Below are 23,605 nucleotides of genomic sequence, written 5' to 3' on the forward strand. Positions count from 1 at the left end.
TCAGAGGAAGGCCGGCATCACCCGGTCGATGAACAGTTGCAGCGATTTCGTCTTGCGCTCGTGCGAAAGCCCGCTGTCGATCCAGATCGAATACTGGTCGTAGCCGAGCGCCTCATAGGCCTTGAGCCGGGCGATGACCTCGTCGGCCTCGCCGATCACCAGATTCTGCCTGATCTTGTCCGGCGCGTATTGCGGCATGGCCGCGATCTCGTCCGCCGTCAGCGGCTCCAATATGCCTTGATGTACCGGCTTCTTGTTTGGAACCAGGCGCCGAACTGGCAGTAGAAAGTCGACAGGTCCTGCGTGAGGCGATCGGCGTCGGCCGCGTCCTCGGCGACGAAGGTGTGCATCAAAAGCATGATTTCCGGCCGTTCGATCTCGGGATGCGCGGCGCAGGCGGCGTTGAAACGCTGCATCAGGCTCGTCACTTCGTCATCGCCGGAAGCCAGCGGCGTCACCTGGACCTTGCATCCATTGGCGACGGCGAAGTTGTGCGAGTTCGGGTCGCGCGCCGCCACCCAGATCGGCGGGTAGGGTTTCTGCAGCGGCTTGGGCGAGGAGGTGGTCGGCGGGAATTGCCAGAACGCGCCGGAGAGTTCGAAGTCGCCGTCCCAGAGGCCGCGGATCGCCGGTATGATCTCGCGCATGCGCTGGCCGGCGCCCCAGGCGTCGAGGCCCGGGAAGACGCGCTGATATTCATAGCTGTAGGCGCCGCGCGCGATGCCGATGTCGAGCCGGCCGCCGCTGATGACGTCGGCCATCGCCGCTTCGCCGGCAAGCTTGATCGGGTGCCAGAAGGGCGCGATCACGGTTCCGGTGCCGAGACGGATACGGCTGGTCTTGGCGGCGAGATAGGCGATGTTGATGAAAGGGTTCGGCGAGATGGTGAATTCCATGCCGTGATGCTCGCCGATCCAGGCGGTCTCGAAGCCTGCCTGTTCGGCCATCAGGACCAGCTCCTCGAGCTCGGTCACAAGCTCGGAATGCGGCTTGGCCAGATCCGACCGTTCCATATGCACGAAGAGCGAGAATTTCATCCGTGGTCACCTGTGTTGACGGCGGAAGCGCCAGCCCTGGCGAGCGGCCGGACCTCGCCTTCGACATCGTTGCCGACATAGACGCCGAATGCGTCCACCGAGCATTCCCTGATATAGCGCGCGAGCATCGAGCGGATCGCCGGGTCGGCGATCTTCAATCCTTCGATCGCGTCGATCTCGATCAGCCTGATGCCGCGATCGCTGGAAGCGGGCACGTCGAACGTGCCGCGATAGTAGACGTGCGTGCGTGAAACAGGCCCGGCGTCGTCCCAGACGGCGAACAGGAAGCCGAGTTGGGCCTCGATGGCCTTCGTCGCAAGCAGCCCTCGCAGGCTTTTGCCATCGCCGGCCGAGCCCAATCCCCGGCCGCGCGGCAGTTCAAAGCCGTCCGCTGTCTCCAGGAACAGGATCCGGCCGCCATTTTCGAGGATGGCGCCGACATCGGTGCCGGGCTGGGTGGCGGCGAGCGCATCCTGGCTGAGGCCGGGTGCGACATAGGCGCCGCGGCAATAGCCGAGCGGCTGCGCGGAATTGTGCTCGAAATCGCGGACGCGGCCGATGAGGATCGAATGATCGCCGGCATCGACCAGCCGCTCCATGTCACAGTCGAAGCATGCGACGGAGCCGTCCAGCACGGGGCTGCCGGTCCGTCCCGGCCGCCAGGCCACGGAGGCAAATTTGTCGGCGGCTTTCGAGGCGAAGATGCCGGACGCCGCCTTCTGGCCCTCGTTGAGGACGTTGATGGCGAAGCTTTTCGAGGTTGCGAAGACGGGATGGCCAAGCGCCTTGTGGGCGATGCAGACCAGCACCAGCGGCGGATCGAGCGACACTGAGGTGAAGGAGTTTGCGGTGAAGCCGCGCGGCTCGCCTTCGGGGCCGATCGTGGTGACGATGGTGACGCCGGTGAGGAAAGAACCCAGCGCGCGGCGGAACTCGCCGCTGTCGAAGCCGGCATTCGTCTTCGCAGTGCCATCTTGTTCTGCCGCTTCGTCCTCGGCGAGGAAGTCAACGATATGGCGCGTGGTGAGGTCCGGTCCCGCCACCGCCATCATGTGCCTCTCGCCCCGCAGCACCGTGCAGCGGCCGCGCGGCGCCAGGCGTGCCATCGCGGCAGACATTGCCGGCGAAGAATTTCTATCCTCGGAGCCAGTCATGAACAGGGCCGGTACGGCCAGCGTCGGCAGGCGGTCGGCCTGATCGCCGTCGGCACGAGCGAACAGGCGATAGGTGCGGGCATAGCCTTCCGGGTCGACCGCGCTCAGTGCAGATGACGTCTTCTCGGCCGCTGCCTTGAGTTCGGCCGGCACCGGATCTCCAAACCAGCGCGCGATAGTCTGCGCGGCGCCGGCAGCGTCGGCACGGCTATTGAGAGCGGCCGCTCGCTCCTGGACGGCCTTGGCCAATTCAGGCGGGCGCCGGAACACGGCGTTGAGGGACACGATGCGGCGGACGCGCTCCGGTGCACGCAGCGCGAGTTCCTGGGCAACGAGCGCGCCCATCGAGTGGCCGATGACGAACGCCTTGTCGAGGCCGAGATGATCGAGCAGACGAATGGCCTGATCGGCGTAGTCGGCCAGCTCCGGATGCTGCGGCGGTAGCGGCGAAAGGCCATGGCCGAGCATGTCGATGGCGATCACGTCAAAGCTGTCGGCCATGCGCTCGATCTGCGGCTGCCAGATCGCGGCGTTCATGCCGACGCCGTGGATGAACAGCACCGGCGCGCCCGCGCCGGCGCGGATGAAGCCTGTGCCGTCGGGCGCCGTGCCCTGTCGAGCCCATGCGGAAGCGTCAGCCATGCACGTCCCCGAGCTCCTTGAGGTCCTGGTAGCGATCGCCGATGCGATGATGCGGGCGGCCGCCGATCGAAGCGCCGAGCGCCACCACCAGCTCGTCCGGCGCCGGCGCATCGCCGATCTGGAAATGCACGGTCAGGTAATGCGAGCGCCGCCCTTCGTCGTTCTTGTCCATCAACGGGATCATGATCGGCGTGTTTGGCCCGCCGCGCAGATTGGTGAAGGCGAGATAGGTCTTGGCGCCGACGGCGCGACGATAATGGTTGCCGAAATGCAGCGTGTGAATCAGCGCCGAGGCATGCTCGATCTCGCCTGACGTGCCGCAAATGGCCGCCTTGCCGTAGCCCTCGATCGCCTCGCCGGAACCGGCGGCGGCAATGATCTCGCGGGTCAGGATTTCTCCCAGCACCGGCGCACAGGCGCGGATTTCGGGCGAAAGGTCGTCGGTGAAGCCACGTCCGGCCCAGGGGTTGGTCAGCACCGCGGCGACCCCGATCAGGCGCAGCGGTCGGGGTGCAGCCTTGCCGCCTTCGATCAGCGTGTTCTCGGAATAGGTCACGATCTTGCGAATGGCAGGCAGCATGAAATCCTCGGGTCGGCGACGTCGTGGGACCATGCGATCCCTGTATCATCTTATGGTATACCATGCTATGGAGCGCCAAGTACCTTGTCAACCGGGCATGGAATCTGTTTTGTGGCGGCGCAGGAGGCAACACATGCCAGACGACACGCTTCGCATCGACCGCAGCGCCAAAACCTTGAGGACGTTAGCGCTGGAGCGCATGCGCGAGGCGATCATGGATTTCCATTTCCAGCCCGGCGAAAGGCTGGTCGAGCGACCGCTTTGTGACCAGCTTGGCGTGAGCCGTTCCGTCGTGCGCGAGGTTCTGCGCCAGCTGGAAGCCGAGGGGCTCGTGCAGATGATCCCTGGGCATGGGCCGGCGGTGGCGAGGCCCGACCTTGGCCGCACCGACGAGATCTATGAGCTCAGGGCGCTGCTCGAAGGCATTGCCGCACGCGCCTGCGCCCTGTCGGCGACCAGCGAACAGCTGGCGACGCTGGAGCGCGCCTTGGCCGACCTGTTCGAGGCGTGGGCATCTGGGACGCCGCCGGCGGTGATGCGGGCGACAACCAAATTCTACGAGGCGCTGTTCGAGGCCGCCGACAAGCGCGTCGCCTGGGAAATCGTCAGCGGGCTGAATGTCCGCATCAACCAGCTTCGTTCCATGACCATCGTCTCGACCAATCGACGCGAAGCGGCGATCGCCGAGATGAACGAGATCATGGATGCGATCCGGGGACGCAAGCCGGACGAGGCGGAAGCCGCGGCGCGGCGCCATGTCGAATCGGCCTGGCAGATCGCCCGCACGGCGCTGCGGCCGCCGGCGTGACGCTGCCTAAGCGCCGCCGGCCATGACCGCTCGCAGCCAGGCTGTGATGGCATCGAAGTCGATCGGCTTCGTCGTGTCGACGTCGAAGAGCGGCCCGCGCCGCAGCGGCTCGGCGCGCTTGGCGAGCTCGATCAGTTCGGGGACATAGGCCGCACCGGGATGGCCGGCGGGACGCTGGTCGAGTCGGGCGCCGTAGCGCTCGGCAAGCACCTCGCCGGGCGCGTGGCACCAGATTTCGAAAGTCTGCTCGACGCCAGCCTTTCGCAGATGATCCTCCAGAACCTCGCGCGGCTGGAAACCGAACCAGGCATCAACGACCACGGTGGTGCCCACCGGGGCTTCGCCGACGACCGACCAGATTGCTTGGTAGCTGGCGCGGCCGAGCGTGCGGTTGAACAAGCGGTCGCCGCCGCCGAGCACTTCGAGGAACGGGTTTTTGATCGTGTCGAGCGCCAGCAATGGCCAGCCCATGCGATCGGCGATGCCGCGTGAAACCGTGCTCTTGCCGCTGGCCGGGATGCCGTTGACGAGCACGGCGCGCCGCGCGCGATTGTGCTGGGCTGACGGCTCCGCCAGTGCCTGCAAGCCGGCGCCGATCACCCCGGCGTCGTCGCCGAGTTGCGCGGCTTCGACCTGGCATTGATACCAGGGCGCCAGCGCCGGTGCGCGGGCGAGGGCTGCGTGTGCCGCCCGGCCGAGGCCGCCGCCAAGCAGCACCAGATCGGGAGCCAGCACGGCAACGGCGGTATCAATGGCAGCGCGTAAGGGCTTCGCCCAGGCGTCGAGCACGTCGCGTGCGGCGATGTCACCCGCCGCATCGCGGGCAAAGAGCTGATCGACCGAAATGTCGACGCCGAGCCCGGCGCGCGCAATGTGGCGGCCGAGCGCCGTGCCCGAACTGGTGGTCTCGACGCAGCCGCGGCGGCCGCAGGCGCAGACCTCGCCATTGACGTCGACGGTGATGTGGCCAAGCTGCCCCGCCGTTGCCGAGCCACGTGTGATCCGCCGATCCTGAGCGACGGCGCCGCCAATGCCGGTGCCGATGGTGAACATGACGATGTTGCCATGGCCCCGCCCGGCGCCGAGCGCCATCTCGGCGGCCAGCGCCATGTTGCAGTCATTGTCGATGGTGACGGGCTTGCCTGTCATGTCTTCGAGGCGCTGGGCCAGCGCAACCGAGGCGAGGTTGACATAGCCGCCCGACAGGACCGCGCCGCGCCGCGCATCGACGCGGCCGGGAACACCGACGCCGATGGCCTTCACATCAGGCGTGTCGAGAAGGCGCACCATGTCGGCGATGCGGCCGAGCACCAGCTCCGGGTCGGGCGCGCTTTTTTCGGAAACGCGCTTGAGGATTTCACCAGTGCTGGAGATGCGGGCGGCACGCAGATTTGTGCCGCCGATATCGATTCCTATGCTGAGAGGCATGGCGTCCTGCGCGTGATCTAAATTCGACTATCAAGCAGCGGCTTTCTGCCGGTAGTGCCCGATCACGGCCTGGATCTCACGCAATCGCGGCACTGCGATGGTCTTAAGCCTTTCGCGCTGGATGTCACGATCGAGTGAGATGCAATCCTTCCACAGCGAGCGGCCAGCGATGACGCCCGAGGCGCCATTCTGCATGGCGATCTCGACCTGGCCAAGGAAGGTCGCGTGGTTGACGCCGGCCGAAAGCACCGCCCACGGCACCTCGCCGGCCATTTTGGTGATGTTGGCGCAGGCTTGCGGCGTTCCGGGGTAGGGAAGCTTCAGCACCTTGGCGCCGCATTCCAGCGAAATCCTGGTGCCTTCTTCGACCAGCCATGGCGTCTTGGCCGCATAGTCCTCGGGGCTTTCCTCATCGAGCTGATAGGTTAGGAACTCGACGACCAGCAGCAGGTCCTCCTGCGCGAAATCGGCGATGCACTGGCGCAGGATGGCGATGTTGTGCTCGTTGGCTTCAGGCTTGTCGGCCCGCAGATACACCATGATCTTGCCGCCGGTGCCGCCGAGTGCGCGGACACGGCGCGCGTCGATGTCAGGAACCAGGCGCGACAAGCGGTAGCCCTCGGGCGAGACGTCGAAACCGGAAGCGTCGAGGCCGATGAGCAGCGCCGTATCGCGGTTCAACACGCCTTCGTCGACAATGCGCGGCACCGCGCAGAGCGGGTCGAGCAGCACGCAGGACGCCGCACTGGCGAGGTAGCGCGTGATGTCGGCCTTGGTGTCGCCGAGCATGTCGTTGGTGATCTTGGCCTGTTCGTCCGGGTCCGACGCCAGCAAGGTCCGCATGCCGCCGCGCTGGTCGCAGGCGATGGCCACCATGGCCCCGTCCTTGCCGCATATCTGCTGATAGCCGCGCAGTTCCGCGGTGGTCATCTTCGTCATGGTCTCAATCCGATGTTGGCGCTCTCTTGCCGAGAGCGCGGATCCCGTGGAAACAACGATGTACAGTTCTGCCTGCCTTGCCGGCAGGACGCCGTGGCGTGCCATCGCCTCGAAGAAAGCGCCTCGCCGGCCTCGCGGCATGGCAGCAGCGCACGTTGCGAGTTGGCTGGATTTGCGCGATAACTCCCGTCGGCGTATGCGTGTGTAACACGTTGCTGAAAGGAATTGCAAGCTGTCTGTTCCCTCCATCCAGGATGCGACCGCATCGCGGACGATGCTGCACACCGTGGCCAAGCTGCATTACGTGGAGGAGATGTCGCAGGTCGATATCGCTCGCCGGCTCGGCGTCTCCACCGCGACGATTTCGCGCCTGCTGCAGCGGGCGCGGGCCGAGGGCATTGTCCGCATCGAGGTTCTCGACCTGGCGACGCCGGAGGACATCACCAGACAGCTGATCGATGGCTTGAAATTGCGGGATGCCGCGGTGGTCGAGACGCCGGCGGCGGGCACGCTGGCGGCGCTCGCGGCACCGCTTGGCGGCCTGCTCAGACAGGCGCAACTGGTGGCGGGCTCCGTCGTCGCCATCGGCTGGGGGCGCGCCGTGCGCGAGGTCATCCGGGCCGGCCTGCCGCGCATGCCCGGCGTGCTGACCGTGGCCGCCACCGGCGGCATGCAGCAGCAGGCGGCGCATTTTCAGGTCAACGAATTCGTGCGGCTCGCCGCCGAGGAGTTCGGCGGCACACCGCATTTCATCCATGCGCCCTATCTGCCGTCCAGCGAACTGCGCGAGGTTTTCCTGCGCGACACCGCCATCCGCGATGCCGTCGCTCTGTGGGAGCGGACCGATGTCGCGATCGTCGGCATCGGCCTGCCGCATGCCATCAATGCCCCGGAGGCGAGTGCCGCCACGCCGAGCGAGCAGGCGCTGGTTCATGCCGCCGGCGACGTGCTTCGCCACTACTTCGATGCCGAAGGCGCGCTGATCGCCTGGGAAGGCGAGAGCCGGATGATCGCCATGTCGCCGGCGCAGCTGCGCGCCGTGCCGCTGGTCATCGGTCTTGCCGCGTCGCCGGAAAAGGCGACGGCAGTCATTGCCGCCGTTCGCGCCGGTCTCATCAACACGCTGGTGACGGATACCAAGACGGCGCAGGCCATCCTCGCGGCGCTCGCGTAGCGATAGAGCGGCAGGACGCTACCGCGTTGCTGGCTCCGGGCGATCCAAGGTTGCGGCCACGAAAACCGATTGTGTCGCCGAAAGCCCCGGGCGATAGTTGGCCAGGGGCTCTGCGGAGCAGTCGGATGTTTTACGGTGTGAAAAGCCCGGCGCTGTCAGCTCGGAAAAACCGAGTTGCAATTTATTTCTGCAAAGTGTTACAAGTTCGAACGCCCGCCGGCAAGGCGAGGCGTGGGGCACAGTTTGCCGAACCTCGCGGAGGCTGAGGAACGGGGCTGTGACCAGGTGCGCCGGCGACTGACCGGCCGACATATCGACTGGAGGGCGCTTGGGAGGAGCTGCCCGCGAAAGGCAACAGGCGTTACCGGCCGTCGGCATCCGAACGGATGACGGCCATTCCAATGTCACTTGCAACGGCAGATCTGCCAATAATGAGGAGGATGTCATGAAGAAGATTGTTGCCGCGCTCGCGGCGCTCGCCGTCAGTGCGACGGTGCTGATCGCGCCCGCACAGGCGCAGGACAAGAAATACACCATTGCGCTCATTCCGGGCCTCACCACCGACGGCTTCTACATCACCATGCGCAAGGGCGCCCAGGCGGCGGCTGACGCGCTTGGCGTGACCCTGGTTTTCCAGGGTGCGCCGGACTTCAACCCGGTCACGCAGGTGCCGGTGCTCGACGCTGTCATCGCCAAGAAGCCTGATGCGATCCTGATCGCGCCGACCGACAAGGTCCAGTTGGTCGAGCCGCTGCGCAAGGCCAATGATGCCGGCATCCCGGTCATCACCGTCGACACTTTCATCGGCAGCGGCGTCTACCAGACCGGCGCCGGCGATGCCGATTTCCCGCTGGCCTATATCGCCTCGGACAATGTGCTCGGCGGCGAGATTGCCGCGCGCGCCCTTGCCACCGCCATTGGCGACAAGGGCAAGGTCTATGTGTCGAACGTCAAGCCCGGCATCTCGACCACCGATCAGCGCGAAGAAGGTTTCAAGAAGGAGATGGCCAAGCATACGGGCATCACCGTGCTGGAGACACAGTTCAATGACGACGACGCCAACAAGGCGGCCTCGCAGCTGCAAGCGGTGTTCGCCCGCAATCCCGACCTGGTCGGCGTCTTCGGCGCCAATCTGTTCTCGGCTCTGGGTGCCGCCAACGGCGTCAAGCAGGCTGGCCAGACCGGCACCGTCAAGGTCGTCGCCTTCGATGCTCCGACCAGCATCGTCGACAACATCAACACCGGTCTGGTCGACGTGGCGATCGCCCAGCATCCGGCCGAGATCGGCTATTACGGCGTCGTCTCGGCCTATGCCCACCTGACCGGCCATTCGATCCCGGTCACCATCGGCACCGGCTTCACGATCATGGACAAGTCCAACATCGCGGATCCAAACATCTCGAAGTATCTCTACTCCGAGTAAGTCCAGACCAGCTCGGCTCTTCCCGGTCCGCCGGGAGGAGCCTGCATTAGGTCCTCGCCAGTCGAGACCTGTTTGAAGGCGCCGCGGAGTATCCATGACCTCGACATCACCAGCCCAGCCTGCCGAGAAGCATGTCGCCCCTCAGGCCGATCACGGCGATCCGGCCCGCAGCCTGATCGCACGCATCGCCGAAGGCCGCGCGTGGCTGTTCCTCGCCGGACTGCTCATCTGTTTCGAGATCTGGTCGCGGCTCGCCTTCGGCGCGACTTTTGTGCTCAATCCGTTCAACCTGCAGTCCATCGCCATCTTCGCCGTGGCGCCGCTGCTGCTGGCGACTGGCCAGACCTTCGTCATCATTTCGGGCGGCATCGACCTGTCGCTCGGCTTCATCATGGGGCTGGCCGCCGTCATCGCCGCGCATGCCACCAATATGGCGGGCGCGGCCATTCCCCTGCCGCTGGCCATGCTGGCGGGCATCCTCGCCTCGGTGATCGTTGCCGGCGTGCCGGGCGTCATCAACGGCCTGCTGATCTCGCGGCTCAAGGTTCCGCCCTTCATCGGCACGCTCGGCATGTTCGGCGTCGCACGCGGTGCCGCTTTCCTGCTTGCCGGCGGCACCACCGTGCCGGTGCAGAATTCCTGGTTCGCACTGCTCGGCAACGGCAAGTTCTACGGCGTGCCCTATCTGGTGCTGATCACTGCCATCTTCGTCATCGTCATGCACTACCTGCTCAGCCAGACCCGGTTCGGCCAGCACAATTACGCCATCGGCGCCAATGTGCAGGCGGCGCGCCGCGCCGGTATCGACATCAGGGGGCACATATTGCGGCTCTATGTGCTGTCGGCGATGTGCGCCGGCCTTGGCGGCGCGCTCTATGCCGCGCGCTTCACGGCGGGTGCTGCACAGGCCGGCGAGCCCTTACTGCTCGACAGCGTCGCGGCGGTGGTGATCGGCGGCGCCAGCCTGTTCGGCGGCTCCGGCACCATCTTCGGCACGGTCGCCGGCGCGCTGGTGATCGCGGTCATCCAGTACGGCTTGGTCTTCGTCAATGTCGAACCGTTCTGGCAGTTCATCGCCGTCGGCGTCGTCATCATCATTTCCGTTCTTATCGACCAGGCGCAGCGCCGGTTCAGTGGAGCCCGTCAGGATGAATAGCACCAACCAGAACGGCCCCTTGCTGGAAGTCCGGAATCTGTCGAAGCATTTCGGCGCCGTGCGTGCGCTCAACGACTTCTCCATGGCCGTGCGGCCGGGCGAGGTGGTGGCGCTGGCCGGCGACAACGGCGCCGGCAAGACGACGCTGATCAAGGCGATATCGGGCGTGTTCCAGCCGACGGGTGGCGAAATCCTGCTGCGAGGCCAGCCGGTCACGTTCTCGACGCCGCAGGAAGCACGCGAAAAGGGCATCGAGACGATCTACCAGGATCTCGCGCTTGCCGACAATCTGTCGATCGGCGCCAACATTTTCCTTGGCCGCGAACCGATGCGCAAGGCGTTCGGCTTCCTGCCGGTGCTCGACCGCAAGGCCATGGCCGAGGCGGCCAAGGCAACGATGGGGCGGCTGGACTTCCATGTCAGCCGGCTCGAGGCTCCGGTCAGTAATTTCTCCGGCGGCCAGCGCCAGGCCGTCGCCATCGGCCGCGCCGTCTACTGGGATGCGCAGATCCTGATCATGGACGAGCCGACCGCCGCCCTTGGCGTACCGGAACAGCGCAAGGTGATTTCACTGATCCACCAGCTCAAGGCACAGGGGCGCGGCGTGATCTTCATCTCGCATAATCTGCAGGACATCTTTGCCGTCTCGGACCGTATCGTCGTGCTGCGGCGCGGCGTCCAGGCCGGCGAGCGCAAGATCTCCGAGACCAATCATGACGAAGTCGTCAAGCTGATGGTCGGCGGTTAGGTGCATTGATATTGAGATGATGCCGGGCTGACCTAACCTCGACACGGTTAGACCATCGATTGCTTAGCCGGCATCCCGGTTCGTCAGCGCGATGTGACAGCAGCCTGAGCCGTGGCCAGGCGTCCAGGTGACGTTGTCGAAGCGCACGCCGGTCGCCTCGAACAGGCCGCGGTCGAAGGCGCCGGCGATGCGGCAGAGCGTGGCGAGCCTTTCGTCGCCAACGCCAGCCTCGACCCAGGCGTCTTTCAGTGGGCAGCGCTTAACCTTGAAGGCGATGCGGTTGTCGCCGCGTTCGACATCGGTCGGATACATCAGGCCGCCATCCGGGCTGACCGCCAGGAAGGCCTCGCCGATGGCGCGTGCATCGTTGGCGCCGAAGCTGGCGAAGGCGGCGGCCGCCACTTCCTTGCCGCGCTGTTCGATGGTGCGAATCATGATCGCCTTGGCCTTGTCGGAACCCAGCTCTCCGGTGAGCTCTTCGAGGAACAGGCGGTAGAGATCGGCGCGGTTGCGGAAGGCGGAATCGAGTTCACGCGACAGTTTCTCGGCTCTGGCTTCCGGGTCGGTCATGGTACCTGCCTGCTGGTTCTGTTCAATCTTGGTGCTGCCGCCACCAGCGCCTTGCCAATGGCCGATTGCGGTGCGTCGATGACGGCGCGGGCATCGCCGCTTTCGGCAATCCGCCCGGCATCGAGAAGGATGACGCGGTGGGCGACGGCGCGCACGACGCCGAGATCATGGGAAATGAAGAGATAGGCGATCCGTTCCTGCCTTTGCAGGTCAAGCAACAGGTCGAGGATCTGGCCGCGCACCGAAACGTCGAGTGCCGACACGGCCTCGTCTAGTACGATCAGCGATGGTTTCGTTGCGATGGCGCGGGCGATGGCGACGCGCTGCCGTTGGCCACCGGAGATTTCGTGGATGGCGCGCGGCGCGAGATCGGCCGTCAGGCCGACGCGCTCGAGCAAGGCGGCGATGCGGCGCGGGCGCTCGGCGCGGGAGGCGATGCCATGGATGCGCAAGGGATCGTCGAGCACACGCGCCACGGTGGCGCGTGGATTGAAGGCAGCAAGCGGATCCTGGAACACCATTTGCAGGCGGGCGCGGCGTGCTCTGAGCGCAGCGTCACTCAAGGCCAGGAAATCATCACCTTCGAAGTCGATGCGTCCGGCGTCCGGCTCGATCAGGCGCAGCACCAGCCGGGCGATCGTCGACTTGCCGCTGCCGGAAGGGCCGGCCAATGCCAGTGTTTCGCCGGGCTCGATATGAAAGAGATATCGTCGACGGCGATGACGGTGTCACCGCCGCGACGGTAGCGTTTGGTGAGATTGGACACGGCGAGCAGGCTCATGCGTGCAGCCCGGCCCGGTTCAGCAAGGGTGCGGCGTCGAGGCCGATATGGGCGTCCAGCAGGGTGCGGGTGTAGGCTTGCGTTGGGGCGCTGACAATCTGTGCCGTCGCGCCAAGCTCGACTAGTTGGCCATGGCGGAACACGGCGATACGTTCGGCGAGTTCGGCGGCGAGTGCGATATCGTGGCTGATGAACAGCAGCGTCATGCCGTCCTCGGCCACCAGCTGCCGGATCAAGGCGACGATCTCTGCCTGCACGATGGTGTCGAGCGCGCTGGTCGCCTCGTCGGCGATCAGCAGTTTCGGCCCGGCCGCGATCGCCGCGGCAATCGCCACACGCTGCTTCTGGCCGCCGGAGAGTTGATGCGGGAAGGCATGCAGGGCCGAGTCCGGGTCGGGCAGGCGGACGCGTTCGAGGAGGGTTTTGGCTTTCGCGTATGCCTGGGACCAGGTGAAGCCGAGATGGGTGCGGGCGACTTCGGCGATCTGTTTGCCGATGGCCATGACGGGATCGAGGCTGGCGGATGGGTCCTGGAAGACGAAGCCGATGTCGCGGCCAAGGAGGGGTGCTCGGCCAAGGCCGGGCCATTCAATTTTTCCGCCAACCGCCGAAGATGCCGGCAGCAATCCCGCAATCGCCAGCGCCAGCGTACTCTTGCCGGAGCCACTTTCGCCGATGATGGCCAGCCGCTCGCCAGCGACGATATCGAAGCTGATGTCCTTCAGCGCCGCCACCGCACTGCCGTCACGGCGGTAGGTCACTGTGAGGTCGCGGATTGAAGCCAGAGCGGTCACGACAGGCCTCTCTTGACCGCCGTCGTCTCGACGATGCCTTCGCCGGCGAGATAGACGCCGAGCACGGTCAGCACCAGCGCAATACCCGGCACGATCGACAGGAAGGGGGCGGTGCGCAGAACGGCACGGCCTTCGGCGATCATCCCGCCCCAGGTGACGCGGTTGGGGTCGCCGAGGCCAAGGAAGGACAGCGCCGCTTCGGTGAGGATCGCGGCGGCGACGATCACCGACGACATCGCCAGCACCGGCGGCAAGGCGTTGGGCAGCACCTCGCGAAAGGCGATTTCAAGCGGATGCATGCCGATGGCACGGGCGCTGGCGACATAGTCGCGTTCGCGAATGGAGAGGACTTCGGCGCGGGCAATTCGAGCCGGTCCGGTCCAGGTGCCGAGCGCTATTGCAGCAACGACGACGCCGAGCGACGGCCCGACGACGCAGACGAAGGCCAGCGCCAGCAGGAAGCTCGGCACGGTCTGGAAGGCGTCTGTAATACGCATCAGCACCTCGTCGACGAGGCCGCCGGCAAAGCCGGCCAGCGTGCCGACCACTGAGCCGATGGCAAGTGCCGCAGCGGCAGCCGCAAGGCCGACAGCGAGCGAGGTGCGGGCGCCGTGAACGAGTTCGGCCAGCACGTCGCGGCCGAGCCGGTCGGTGCCGAGCGGCAGCGACCAGCTTTGGAAGGGCGGCAACAGCGCTGGCCCGGCAATCGCTTGTGGATCGCCGGGGAAAAGCAGCGGCGCGATGAGCGCCATTGCAACCAGTGCAGTCAGAAGGGCGGCGCCGGCGATCGCCTCGGGCGCGCGCACAAAACGGCGGAGCGGGTTCATGCGCCGGCCTCGCTGGCGCCAACGCGTGGGTCGAGGAAGGCATAGGCGATGTCGACGAGCAGGTTGATGACGATGACGAGAACGGCGCTGACGAGGATGATGCCGAGCAGCAGCGGCGTGTCGCGCGAAGCCACCGCTTCCTGCGCCAGCCGGCCAAGGCCGGGCACGGAAAACACGCTCTCGATGACGACGCTGCCGCCAAGCATCTGCGCCGACTGCAGGCCGAGCATGGTGACCAGCGGCAAGAGAGCGTTGCGAGCGACGTGCGCCAGCACGATGCGGCGGCGCGAAAGCCCCCTGGCGCGGGCGGCCAGCACAAAATCCTGCCGCCAGGCCTCGGCCATGCCGGCGCGCATCATGCGCAGATAGAGCGCGAGGTAGATGAAGCCGAGGGCAGCCACCGGCAGGATGAGATGGATGGCGATGTCGGCGGCGCGATCGAGGCCGGTCTTGTCCGAGGCCAGCGTCTCGATGCCGCCGATCGGCAGCCAGCGCAGGTCGACGGCAAAGACCACGATCAGCACGAGGCCGAGCCAGAAGCCCGGCACCGCATAGAGCGCCAGTGAGCCGATCGACAGGAAGCGGTCGCGGACGCTGCTGGGCCTGGCGCCGGCATAGATGCCGAGCGCCGAACCCAGCCCGAAGGACAGCGCGGTGGCACTGACCATCAGCAGCAGTGTGTTGGGCAGGCGCTCGAGGATGACGTCGCGGATTGGCCTGGAGAAGGTCACTGACTGGCCGAGATCGAGATGCAGCAGCGCCCAGAGATAGTTGGCGAGCCGCGTCAGTTCCGACTGGTCGAGGCCCCAGCGATGGCGCAGCAATTCGATCATGCCGGCGTCGCCACCGGTCGAGACGATATAGGCGTCAACGGCATCGCCGGGTGCGGCCTCGAGCAGCAGAAAGGTGCCGATGACGACGATCAGCAGCACGAAGATGCTGCCGAAGAGGCGACGGCGGATGAGGGTGAGGGCGCGGTTCATGGCGAAGCCGCACCAGGGCTAAGCGATAAGCGCCGAGTTCTACGGCGCCCCCCTCTGTCCTGCCGGACATCTCCCCCACTTGGGGGGAGATCAGCCGTTGTTGCCGCCCTCGCCGATTTCCAACGCTGCAGGATTGAGCGAGGCGCAGCAACTGCCAGTCTCCCCGCTTGTGGGGGAGATGTCCAGCAGGACAGAGGGGGGCGCGAAAGAACTCTCACCTTGGAAGCTGAGCACCCGACTACACGACGCGCAAGCCTTGAGAGTACACTAGCCGGCCAGATACGTGTCCGCCCAGTTCGAAACCGCCCAGCGCGGGTTGTTGGCAATATTGCCCACCGTATCACGCGCGACACTGATGAAACTCCATTCGGCGACGTTGATCAGCGGCAGGTCGGCGGCCACCTCTTTCTGGAACTCCTTGTAGAGGTCGGTGCGGGCCGTGGTGTCGAGCGTTTCCGAGGCCTTGGCGATCAGCGCGTCGAGCGCGTCGTTCTTGTAGCCGCCCTGGTTGGAGAACGGCACGCCGTCCGGAATGCCGCTCTGCACCAGGATGGTGGTCGAGATCGCCGGGTCGCCGCGGAACACCGGCGGGCCGACCGCGAGGTCGAAGGCGTGGTCGGTATAGACGGCCTTGATGTGCGCGGCGGAGTCGTTGTTGACCAACTGCGCGTCGATGCCGATGGCCGCGAGCGCCTGGCGCAGATAGTCGCCGAACTGCTTGGTCTCGTTGAAATAGGGCGCCGGCAAAAGTTTCAGCGTGAAGCGGTTGCCGTCAGCGCCCTTCTTGTAGCCGGCCTCGTCGAGCAGTGCGTTGGCCTTGGCGACATCGAAGGCATAGGTCGGCACGTCGGCGGTGTAGAATTGCGGATCGTTCTTCGGCACCGGGCCAGTTGCCGTCGCGGCATAGCCGAGGAACACCGTCTTGACGACGAAGTCCTTGTCGATGGCATGCGCGATCGCCTGCCGCACTTTCACATCGGCCAGTTCCTTGCGGCGATGGTTGATCTCGACGACGAGCTGGTAAGTCAGCCCCTCATAGCCCTTGGTGATCACCTTCAGGCCCGGCACCTTGGAGATGCGGTCGAGGTCGGCCAGCGGCACGGCGGAGAAGGCGGCGAGCTGGATTTCTTCCGCTTCCAGCGCGCTCGCAGCCGACGTGCGGTCGGGCAGCACCTGATAGATGATCTCGTCGAGATAGGGCTCGTCCTTGCCCCAGTAATCGGTGTTCTTCGTCAGCTTGTAATACTGGCCGGCCTTGTACTCGCCGAATTTGAATGGACCGGTGCCGATGGGGGCGTTGTTGGCGGGATTGTCCTCGATCTTGCCGACTTCGTAGACGTGTTTCGGCACCACGCTCGACAGCGCTGGCAGCGCATTGCGGATCAGCTGGAATGGCGTCGGCTTGGCGAATTTGAACACGGCGGTGAGATCGTCAGGCGTCTCGACGCTGGCCAGATCCTTGAACACGGTGCGGCCGAGATTTTGCAGCGGCTTCCAGATCTGCAGCGCCGAGAAGGCGACGTCGGCCGAGGTGAACGGCTTGCCGTCATGCCATTTGACGCCGTCGCGCAGCTTGAATGTCACCGAGAGCCCGTCGGCGGCACCTTCCCAGCTCAGCGCCAGGCGTGGCGCAAGCCCGTCCTTGCCGTCGAAGGAGGCTTCGGCCAGCGTCTCGACGATCTTGCTGGAGATGAAGAAGACGCCGTTGGAGGCGACGATCGCCGGGTTGAGGTTGCGTGGCTCGGAATCCGCAGCGAGCACCAGGCGGCCGCCCTTCTTCGGCGTCTGCGCCCAGCCTGATATCGGCATGGCGGTGGAGGCCAGCAGCATCGCCGAGCCGGCAAGCATTTTGCGTCTGGAAATCGTGAAACCTGACATGATCGAACTCCGTCCTCTCCGCGACCCGATCGGCGCGACAACACCCCTCGGATGCCGGCACCGGCATCCTTGCGGCGGCGATTATGAGCCTTGTCATGGGTTTCGCCAGAGACGGAATTGGCGCATCCTGGCTTGGCTTTGAAATTTTCGTCCGCTGGACCAGTTCAAGAGAACGGGTTCAATTCCATCTATCTGGTAGGACCAGATTTCGCTGATAGACGATGGATGATGACTTGGTGACCGTCAGGCCGTGCTGTCGGCGCATTTCTGGATAGACCAGAACGGGCAAAATGGTGCAGATTTGATTGATAGCCAGGGGATTGGAAGCGGAGCAGCGTCGATCCCAGGCAAATTCAGGGAGAGAGAGATGAACATTGCGCCGGGCAAGAATGCCGTCAGCAATATCCCGTTCGATCAGGCAAGGGTCGACCGGCTGATGGAGGAGGCCGGCATCGATGTGCTGCTCGCGACCTCCAAGCACAACACGCAGTATCTGCTGGGCGGCTACAAATTCATCTTCTTCGCCGCCATGGATGCGATCGGCCACAGCCGCTACCTGCCGATCGTCGTGTACGAAAAAGGCGGACCGGATCATGCGGCCTATATCGGCAATCGCATGGAAGGCGGCGAGCATCAGAACAACCCGTTCTGGACGCCGACGCTGCATGCCGCCTGCTGGGGCACGCTCGATGCCGCCAACCTCGCCGTCGAACATCTGCAAAAGATCGGCAAGGCGGGTGCCCGCATCGGCATCGAGCCCGGCTTCCTGCCGTCTGATGCCTACACGCTGATCCGCAAGGCGTTGCCGGATGCCAAGCTGATCGATGCGACCGACATGCTGGAGCGTATGCGCGCCATCAAGACCGACGCGGAACTGGAGAAGCTGCGCACCGCCTCCGAGCTGATCACCGATTCCATGCTGGCGACCATCGCCTGGGCTCGGGAAGGCACGACCAAGGCCGATATCATTGAGCATCTGCGGCGCGAGGAGACCAATCGCGGCGCGCATTTCGAATACTGCCTGCTGACGCTGGGCTCCAGCCACAACCGCGCCGCCTCGCCACAAGCGTGGAAGAAGGGCGAGGTGCTGTCGATCGATTCCGGCGGCAATTATCTTGGCTATATTGGCGACCTCTGCCGGATGGGCATTCTGGGCGAACCGGATGCCGAACTCGAGGATTTGCTGGCCGAGGTCGAGACGGTGCAGCAGGCGGCGTTCTCGAAGGTCAAGGCGGGCACTCTGGGCGGCGATATGATTTCGCACGCCGAGGGCGTCCTGAAGAAATCAAAGGTGGCGCCCTATACCGATTTCTTCGCCCACGGCATGGGGCTGATCACGCATGAGGCGCCATTCCTGATGACCAACCATCCGGTCACCTATGAAGGCACCTACGCGGCCAAGCCGCTGGAGAAGAACATGGTGCTGTCGGTGGAGACGACGATGCTTCACCCGACACGAGGCTTCATCAAGCTGGAGGATACGCTGGCGGTGACGGATGCTGGTTACGTGATGTTCGGGGACCGGGGGCGGGGATGGAGCAGGGGTGGGGTGGCTTAGCGCGAACGGCGCTCCCCCTCACCCGGATTGCCAGCCGAATTGCAAGGGCAATTCGGGGCAATCCGACCTCTCCCCGAGGGGAGAGGAGGTGCCAGCGCTGGCGCTCTCCTCTTCTCCCCCACGGGGAGAAGGTGGCCGCGTAGCGGCCGGATGAGGGGGCCTCCCCGCAATCGAGGGGGAGGAAGATCACTGCCCCGCTGGAATCAACCTGAAATCCGGCAGTTCCCGCAGCACCAGCTCCGGTCCGGCCGGCGAGTAAACGACAAACAGCTGCATCGGCCCATCGCCGGTGTTCAGCGTCGAGTGGAAACGGCTCTCCGGCACATAGATGGTGCAGCCGGGGCCGACCTTGGCGACCACCGGATTGCCTTGCTCGTCCTCGACCATCTGCTCGCCATGGCCCGAGATGACGAAAATGATTTCCTCGGCGCCTGGATGGTTGTGGCGGGTGTGGCCCTTGCCGGAAGGCAGGTCGACGACGCCGCCGGAAAAACGCTCAGCGCCATTCACTTCAGGCGCGACCGTCAGCGCCAGCCTGCCCCAGTCGAAACCGAAGGCGCTGACGTCCTGCGGATAGACAAACACCTTGCTCTTGTCGGTCATGGTCTCATCCCTTCTTTTTCTTCGCGGTTTTCTCATCACCGAGCGTCACCGCCTTGAAATCGGCCGTCTGTCTCGCGATCGCCGCCTCCGCCGGCAGCCGCTCCATCGAGCTTGCGCCATAGAAGCCGTGCAGGCCTTTGGCATGTGAGAGAATGTAGCGGGCATCATCCGGCATCGAGATCGGCCCGCCATGGCAAAGCAGGATAACGTCGTTGCGCACCGAGCGCGCGGCATCAGCGATGGCGTCGATCGCGACAACGCAGTCGTCGAGCGACTTGGCCGAGGTGGCGCCGATCGAGCCGCCTGTGGTCACGCCCATATGGGCGACGACGATGTCGGCGCCGGCTTTTGTCATAGCGCGCGCCTCGTCCGGGTTGAAGACATAGGGCGTGGTAAAGAGGTCGAGCTTATGCGCCTCGGCGATCATGTCGACCTCGAGCCCGAAGCCCATGCCGGTCTCCTCGAAACTCTGCCGCATGCTGCCGTCGAACAGGCCGATGGTCGGAAAATTCTGCACGCCGGAAAAGCCCATCGTCTTCAGCTCGGCCAGAAGCAGCGGCATGATGACGAACGGGTCGGTGCCGTTGACGCCGGCCAGCACCGGCGTGTGTCTGACCACCGGCAGCACCTCATAGGCCATTTCCTTGACGATCTCGTTGGCATTGCCATAGGCGAGCAGGCCTGCGGCCGAGCCGCGCCCGGCCATGCGGTAGCGGCCGGAATTGTAGATGATGATCAGGTCGATGCCGCCGGCCTCCTCGGCTTTGGCCGACAGGCCGGTGCCGGCGCCGCCGCCGACGATCGGCACGCCCTTGTCAATCATTCCCCGGAATTTCTTCAGTATGTCCTTGCGCGGTATAGCGGGCATGTTTTTGGACCTCAGTGTCTGGCTATGTCGAGGAAGGCGACGGTTGCCGCCCTGGCGAATTCGGGATCGTTGATGTGCAGCGGCCAGCGCGTGACGCGGCGCCTGCCATTCGGCCTGATGGTGCGTTCGATGGCTTCGAACAGGACGTCGTCGGCTTCCGGATCGAAGAAGGCGCCACCTTCAATGTCGAGTGCCGAGACGCCCTTTTCCGGGATGAGAAAATGCACCGGCCCGTCGCAGAGGGCGAGCTTGGTGCCGATCCATTCGCCGATCGCGCGGCATTCCTGCGCCGTCGTGCGCATCAGCGTGACGTTCGGATTGTGCTCGTAGAACAGTCTTCCCCGATACAGTTCCGGAATGGTCGACGGCGCCCAGAAATTGACCATGTCCAGCGCACCAACCGAACCGACATAGGGCACTTTGCTGCGAGCGATCGCGCCGAACCGATCCTGTGTCGCCGGCAGCACACCGCCGAACAAGAGGTCGCAGACCTCGGTCGTGGTGATGTCGATGACACCGGACAGCAGGCCGCTGTCGGCCAGTTTTTCCATGCTGCGGCCGCCAGTGCCGGTGGCGTGGAAGACCATGCAGTCATATCCGGTGCGAAGCTGGTCGGCGATGGCCGTCACGCAAGGCGTGGTGACGCCGAACATGGTCAGCCCGATCGACGGCTTGCCGTCGGGCGCCGGCGCCGGCCTTGCCGCCATGCCCGCTATCGCCTGGGCGGCATTGTGCAGCACCACGCGGGAGAGCCGGTTCAGCCCGGCCATGTCGGTCACAGCCGGCATCATGATGATGTCGGAGACATCGACATAGGGAGCCGTGTCACCCGACGCGAGCGTCGAGACCATGATTTTCGGCAGGCCGAGCGGCAGGGCGCGCATGCCCGACGTGATGATCGACGTGCCGCCGCCGCCGCCAATGCCGATCACGGCGGCGATGTCGTTTCGCGACTGGACGAAGCGGCTGAAGGCGACGCCCATGGCGGCAACCGCAGCACCCCGGTCATTGCCGCCGAGCACGGCTGTGCCGCCGTCCGGATGATGGCTGGCGATTTCCTCCGCTGTGACGTCGACGGGGATGGTTGCTTCGCGTGTTCCGACATCGACGCGTGAAACGGCGGCGCCCGTGGCGGCGATCGCATCGGCCAGGAAGGCGAGCTCCTCACCCTTGGTGTCCGCGGTGCCCACCACATAGATGCGCTTCATTGGCGCCTTCCAAGGTTATTGCAAATTTTTGAGACGCGCGTATCATATTGACATGAATGTCTCACGTCAACGATCTGCTGCAAGCGGCGACACCGAGCGGGGAAGCGGCGAGGCCGCCGAGCGTGGACCCCGGGCGCGCACGAAAAGGCTGATGCTGGAGACGGCGACACGGCTGATGCAGGCCGGCGTCACGCCGTCGGTCAGCGAGGTGGCGGAAGCGGCGGAAGTTTCGCGTGCCACCGCCTATCGCTATTTCCCTAGCCAGGCGGCACTGGTCCAGGCTGTCGTCGACGAGGGGTTGGGACCAATCCTGACCTGGCAGTCGACCTCTCTCGATGCCGAACGCCGGGTCGCTGAATTGTTCGACACGGCCATGCCGCGCATCGAGGCTTTTGAAGCAACGTTCAAGGCGGCGCTGAAGCTGTCGCTCGATCAATGGGCGCGACGCCAGGCCGGCACGCTGGGCGGCGAGCCGGCCTTCACGCGCGGTCATCGCGTCGATCTGCTGCAGCAAGCGATCGCGCCGCTCAAGGGCCACTTGCCGCCGCGCGATTTCAAGCGCCTGGCGCAGGCGCTGTCGCTGATCTTCGGCGTCGAGGTGCTGATCGTGCTCAAGGATATCTGGGGCCTGGACAGCCGCGGGACGAGGTCCGTCGCGCAATGGGCGGCCGGGGTGCTGGTGCGCGCCGCGATGGCCGACTCGGCAATCGGTGGAGAGAAGGCGCCAAGTGCAGGATGACATTATCTGGTTCGACCAGATAGTTGAGCTGGATGCTGATCCTAATGGCGATACGGAGCCGGAAACAAGGCCACTGCATATCAAGGAGTAGGAAAAACAAGAGAAAACAGACAGATGCTGCGCCGAACGGCTTATCGTACCGCCCTCGATCGCTCAAGAAAGAACTTGACGTCTATCTAGAATTGGTAATACCAGATTAGGAGCGACAAAGCGGATCGAAAGTGAGGGCTGCGATCCATTTTCCGGCAGGGCGAGGAGGCCCAAAACCGGAGAAATGCCATCACCGGAGGAACTACCAGGGCCGACCACGCTGCCGGCTCGCATGACAAGGGTAGAATGCGCACCAGGGAGGAACATTATGCGCAAGATAATGACCAGCGTGCTTGCTGGTATCGGCCTGACGCTTGCCTACGGAACATCCGTCCACGCGCAGGACAAGGAACTCACCATTTTCTGGGCGGAATGGGATCCTGCGAACTATCTGCAGGAACTCGTCAACGACTATACGGCCGAGACCGGTGTGAAGGTCACGGTGCAGACGACGCCGTGGCCTGATTTCCAGACCAAGGCCTTCACCGAGTTCAACGCGCATGGCGACGCCTACGACATGGTGGTCGGTGACTCGCAATGGCTGGGCGCCGGTTCGACGCAAGGTCACTACGTCGACCTGACCGACTTCTTCAACCAGCACAAGCTCGGCGACGTGATGGCCCCCGCGACCATCAAGTACTACGCCGAATATCCCGGCGGCTCCGGCAAATACTGGGCGATCCCGCTGGAAGGCGACGCGATCGGCTGGTCCTACCGCAAGGACTGGTTCGAGGACCCGAAGGAGAAGGAAGCCTTCAAGGCCAAGTACGGCTACGACCTCGCCGTGCCGACGACCTACGCGCAGCTGCGCGACATCGCCGAGTTCTTCCACCGTCCGGACCAGAAGCGCTACGGCGTCGCCATCTACACCGACAATTCCTATGACGCGATGGCGATGGGCGTCGAGAGCGCCATCTTCAGCCATGGCGGCGATCTCGGCGACTACGCCACCTACAAGGTCGACGGCATCATCAACTCGAAGGAGGCTGTCGCCGGCCTCGAGATGTACAAGGAGCTCTACAAGTTCACGCCTCCCGGCTGGGGCAAGACCTTCTTCGTGGAGGACAACCAGGCGATCACCGGCGGGCTCGCCGCGATGAGCATGAACTTCTTCGCCTTCTTCCCGCCGCTGGTGAACAAGGCCACCAACCCCTTTGCCGACCAGACGGGCTTCTTCGCCAATCCGGCCGGCCCGGACGGCAAGCGCTTCGCCGCACTCGGCGGTCAGGGAATTTCAGTCGTCTCGTATTCGAAGAACAAGGACGAGTCGATGAAGTTCCTGGAGTGGTTCATCAAGGACGAGACCCAGAAGAAGTGGGCGGAGCTCGGCGGCTACACCTGCAGCCAGGCCGTGCTGAAGTCGGACGCCTTTCAGAAGGCCACGCCTTACAACAAGGCGTTCTACGACACGATGTTCATGGTCAAGGATTTCTGGGCGACGCCTGAATACGCCGAAGTGCTCGATCAGCTGAACCAGAACATCTATCCGTTCGTGGTCGGCGGAAAGGGCACTGCCCAGGAAGCGCTCGACAAGACCGCCGCCGACTGGAAGGCGACGTTCACCAAGTACAATCGTTACAAGTAAACATCACAGCCAGAATGCCGGAGGAGGATTTC

20 protein-coding genes and 2 pseudogenes are annotated in these 23,605 nt (G+C 64.7%); 8 read left to right on the plus strand and 14 right to left on the minus strand.

All coding sequences use genetic code 11. The annotated features are described in order from the left end of the window. The 3 genes and pseudogenes from AC0V8S_RS09560 to AC0V8S_RS09570 all read right to left on the minus strand — a co-directional run bounded on the left by AC0V8S_RS09560 (position 1) and on the right by AC0V8S_RS09570 (position 3,413). Positions 1-1,037, minus strand: a pseudogene (locus AC0V8S_RS09560) (LLM class flavin-dependent oxidoreductase). Beyond that, a complete protein-coding gene (locus tag AC0V8S_RS09565) occupies positions 1,034-2,833 on the minus strand; it encodes an alpha/beta fold hydrolase (RefSeq protein ID WP_475437515.1) in 1,800 nt (599 codons plus the stop codon). Before AC0V8S_RS09565 ends, AC0V8S_RS09560 begins: the two are co-directional and overlap by 4 nt. After that, a complete protein-coding gene (locus tag AC0V8S_RS09570; protein WP_183463332.1) occupies positions 2,826-3,413 on the minus strand; it encodes an amino acid synthesis family protein in 588 nt (195 codons plus the stop codon). The genes AC0V8S_RS09565 and AC0V8S_RS09570 overlap by 8 nt, the downstream gene beginning before the upstream one ends. A gap of 133 nt (positions 3,414-3,546) precedes the next feature. On the opposite strand from AC0V8S_RS09570, the gene AC0V8S_RS09575 reads away from it, so the two are divergent. Further along, positions 3,547-4,221: a GntR family transcriptional regulator gene (locus AC0V8S_RS09575; RefSeq protein ID WP_475437516.1), complete on the plus strand. Its 675-nt coding sequence runs from the start codon at positions 3,547-3,549 to the stop codon at positions 4,219-4,221. A gap of 6 nt (positions 4,222-4,227) precedes the next feature. On the opposite strand, the gene AC0V8S_RS09580 is transcribed toward AC0V8S_RS09575, so the two are convergent. Beyond that, on the minus strand, positions 4,228-5,649 hold the full coding sequence (locus tag AC0V8S_RS09580; RefSeq protein WP_475437517.1) for an ROK family protein: 1,422 nt from the start codon (positions 5,647-5,649) through the stop codon (positions 4,228-4,230). A 30-nt stretch (positions 5,650-5,679) separates the two neighbouring features. Further along, on the minus strand, positions 5,680-6,588 hold the full coding sequence (locus AC0V8S_RS09585) for a tagatose-bisphosphate aldolase (protein WP_475437518.1): 909 nt from the start codon (positions 6,586-6,588) through the stop codon (positions 5,680-5,682). A gap of 274 nt (positions 6,589-6,862) precedes the next feature. Between AC0V8S_RS09585 and AC0V8S_RS09590 the strand changes: the two genes are divergently transcribed. The 4 genes from AC0V8S_RS09590 (at position 6,863) to AC0V8S_RS09605 (ending at position 11,089) form a co-directional block, all read left to right on the plus strand. Beyond that, positions 6,863-7,762 (plus strand): sugar-binding transcriptional regulator, encoded by a 900-nt coding sequence (locus AC0V8S_RS09590; protein ID WP_475437519.1) that lies wholly within the window; start codon positions 6,863-6,865, stop codon positions 7,760-7,762. A 445-nt stretch (positions 7,763-8,207) separates the two neighbouring features. Next, positions 8,208-9,185: an ABC transporter substrate-binding protein gene (locus AC0V8S_RS09595; RefSeq protein ID WP_027043366.1), complete on the plus strand. Its 978-nt coding sequence runs from the start codon at positions 8,208-8,210 to the stop codon at positions 9,183-9,185. A 94-nt stretch (positions 9,186-9,279) separates the two neighbouring features. Further along, positions 9,280-10,341, plus strand: coding sequence for an ABC transporter permease subunit (locus tag AC0V8S_RS09600; RefSeq protein WP_475437520.1), 1,062 nt, complete (start codon positions 9,280-9,282; stop codon positions 10,339-10,341). After that, positions 10,334-11,089, plus strand: coding sequence for an ATP-binding cassette domain-containing protein (locus AC0V8S_RS09605; protein ID WP_183463322.1), 756 nt, complete (start codon positions 10,334-10,336; stop codon positions 11,087-11,089). Before AC0V8S_RS09600 ends, AC0V8S_RS09605 begins: the two co-directional genes overlap by 8 nt. Positions 11,090-11,152: 63 nt before the next feature. Here AC0V8S_RS09605 and AC0V8S_RS09610 read toward each other — a convergent pair whose 3' ends face one another. The 6 genes and pseudogenes from AC0V8S_RS09610 to AC0V8S_RS09635 form a co-directional block, all read right to left on the minus strand. Further along, positions 11,153-11,659: an L-2-amino-thiazoline-4-carboxylic acid hydrolase gene (locus AC0V8S_RS09610; RefSeq protein WP_475437522.1), complete on the minus strand. Its 507-nt coding sequence runs from the start codon at positions 11,657-11,659 to the stop codon at positions 11,153-11,155. Beyond that, a pseudogene (locus AC0V8S_RS09615) lies at positions 11,656-12,440 on the minus strand (ABC transporter ATP-binding protein). The gene AC0V8S_RS09610 and the pseudogene AC0V8S_RS09615 overlap by 4 nt, the downstream one beginning before the upstream one ends. Beyond that, positions 12,437-13,234 (minus strand): ABC transporter ATP-binding protein, encoded by a 798-nt coding sequence (locus tag AC0V8S_RS09620; protein ID WP_475437523.1) that lies wholly within the window; start codon positions 13,232-13,234, stop codon positions 12,437-12,439. Before AC0V8S_RS09620 ends, AC0V8S_RS09615 begins: the two are co-directional and overlap by 4 nt. Beyond that, positions 13,231-14,061, minus strand: coding sequence for an ABC transporter permease (locus AC0V8S_RS09625; RefSeq protein WP_475437524.1), 831 nt, complete (start codon positions 14,059-14,061; stop codon positions 13,231-13,233). The genes AC0V8S_RS09620 and AC0V8S_RS09625 overlap by 4 nt, the downstream gene beginning before the upstream one ends. Beyond that, positions 14,058-15,044, minus strand: a complete 987-nt coding sequence (locus AC0V8S_RS09630; RefSeq protein ID WP_475437525.1) for an ABC transporter permease — start codon at positions 15,042-15,044, stop codon at positions 14,058-14,060. The genes AC0V8S_RS09625 and AC0V8S_RS09630 overlap by 4 nt, the downstream gene beginning before the upstream one ends. A gap of 267 nt (positions 15,045-15,311) precedes the next feature. Then, on the minus strand, positions 15,312-16,922 hold the full coding sequence (locus AC0V8S_RS09635) for an ABC transporter substrate-binding protein (protein ID WP_475437526.1): 1,611 nt from the start codon (positions 16,920-16,922) through the stop codon (positions 15,312-15,314). Between the two features lie 367 nt (positions 16,923-17,289). Between AC0V8S_RS09635 and AC0V8S_RS09640 the strand changes: the two genes are divergently transcribed. Beyond that, on the plus strand, positions 17,290-18,480 hold the full coding sequence (locus AC0V8S_RS09640) for a M24 family metallopeptidase (protein ID WP_475437528.1): 1,191 nt from the start codon (positions 17,290-17,292) through the stop codon (positions 18,478-18,480). Between the two features lie 186 nt (positions 18,481-18,666). Here AC0V8S_RS09640 and AC0V8S_RS09645 read toward each other — a convergent pair whose 3' ends face one another. The 3 genes from AC0V8S_RS09645 to AC0V8S_RS09655 are packed head-to-tail and all read right to left on the minus strand — an operon-like array spanning position 18,667 to position 21,159. After that, entirely contained in the window at positions 18,667-19,083 is a 417-nt protein-coding gene (locus AC0V8S_RS09645) for a cupin domain-containing protein (protein ID WP_183463308.1), read from the minus strand. A gap of 4 nt (positions 19,084-19,087) precedes the next feature. Further along, positions 19,088-19,951: a phosphoenolpyruvate hydrolase family protein gene (locus AC0V8S_RS09650; RefSeq protein ID WP_183463306.1), complete on the minus strand. Its 864-nt coding sequence runs from the start codon at positions 19,949-19,951 to the stop codon at positions 19,088-19,090. 11 nt (positions 19,952-19,962) lie between these two features. Further along, complete coding sequence (locus AC0V8S_RS09655) at positions 19,963-21,159, minus strand: Tm-1-like ATP-binding domain-containing protein (protein ID WP_475437529.1); 1,197 nt, start codon at positions 21,157-21,159, stop codon at positions 19,963-19,965. Positions 21,160-21,211: 52 nt separating this feature from the next. Between AC0V8S_RS09655 and AC0V8S_RS09660 the strand changes: the two genes are divergently transcribed. Both AC0V8S_RS09660 and AC0V8S_RS09665 read left to right on the plus strand, forming a co-directional pair. Beyond that, complete coding sequence (locus AC0V8S_RS09660; protein ID WP_475437530.1) at positions 21,212-21,898, plus strand: TetR/AcrR family transcriptional regulator; 687 nt, start codon at positions 21,212-21,214, stop codon at positions 21,896-21,898. Positions 21,899-22,256: 358 nt separating this feature from the next. Further along, positions 22,257-23,573 carry an ABC transporter substrate-binding protein gene (locus AC0V8S_RS09665; protein WP_183463299.1) on the plus strand — a complete coding sequence of 439 codons (1,317 nt, stop codon included), beginning with the start codon at positions 22,257-22,259 and terminating at the stop codon, positions 23,571-23,573. The last annotated feature ends 32 nt before the right edge of the window (positions 23,574-23,605 follow it).

It is taken from the genome of Mesorhizobium oxytropidicola (assembly GCF_056174625.1).